At 58.7% G+C, this 305-nt stretch carries 1 pseudogene; it reads right to left on the bottom strand.

Annotated features, from left to right (window positions below):
• Positions 1-305: pseudogene (locus H6A60_RS12995) on the bottom strand (hypothetical protein); the annotation flags it as partial.

Genomic DNA, 305 nt, shown 5'->3' with positions numbered 1-305 from the left:
GGATTGACGCGCTCGCCCGCCTTGCGAACGGCATTGCCGTTCAAATCCAAAATGTCCTTTTCAACAAGAATCGTCGGATCGATGTAGCGCACGGCGTCGATCGATGCGCTCGGAAGACATTCGTACTGCAGATTCGCCCAGGCGCGCTTGGCAGCCCGCGCCTTCTTCTCGTCCCAATCGATTTGAAGAACCCGTTCCTTGGCAGCCTCGATCAGATCGCGCTCGAGAATTTCACGCATGGCCCCCTGCTCTCCAAGGTTGCCCGTACGGCCTGCCGCAATTTGGCGCTTCACCCAGTCGTCCGA

This window comes from Sutterella massiliensis, from assembly GCF_016899755.1.
In the GTDB taxonomy this organism is placed as follows: domain Bacteria; phylum Pseudomonadota; class Gammaproteobacteria; order Burkholderiales; family Burkholderiaceae_F; genus Sutterella; species Sutterella massiliensis.
The sequence above is the reverse complement of the archived record's forward strand: the minus strand, read 5'-3'. Positions and strand labels throughout refer to the sequence as shown.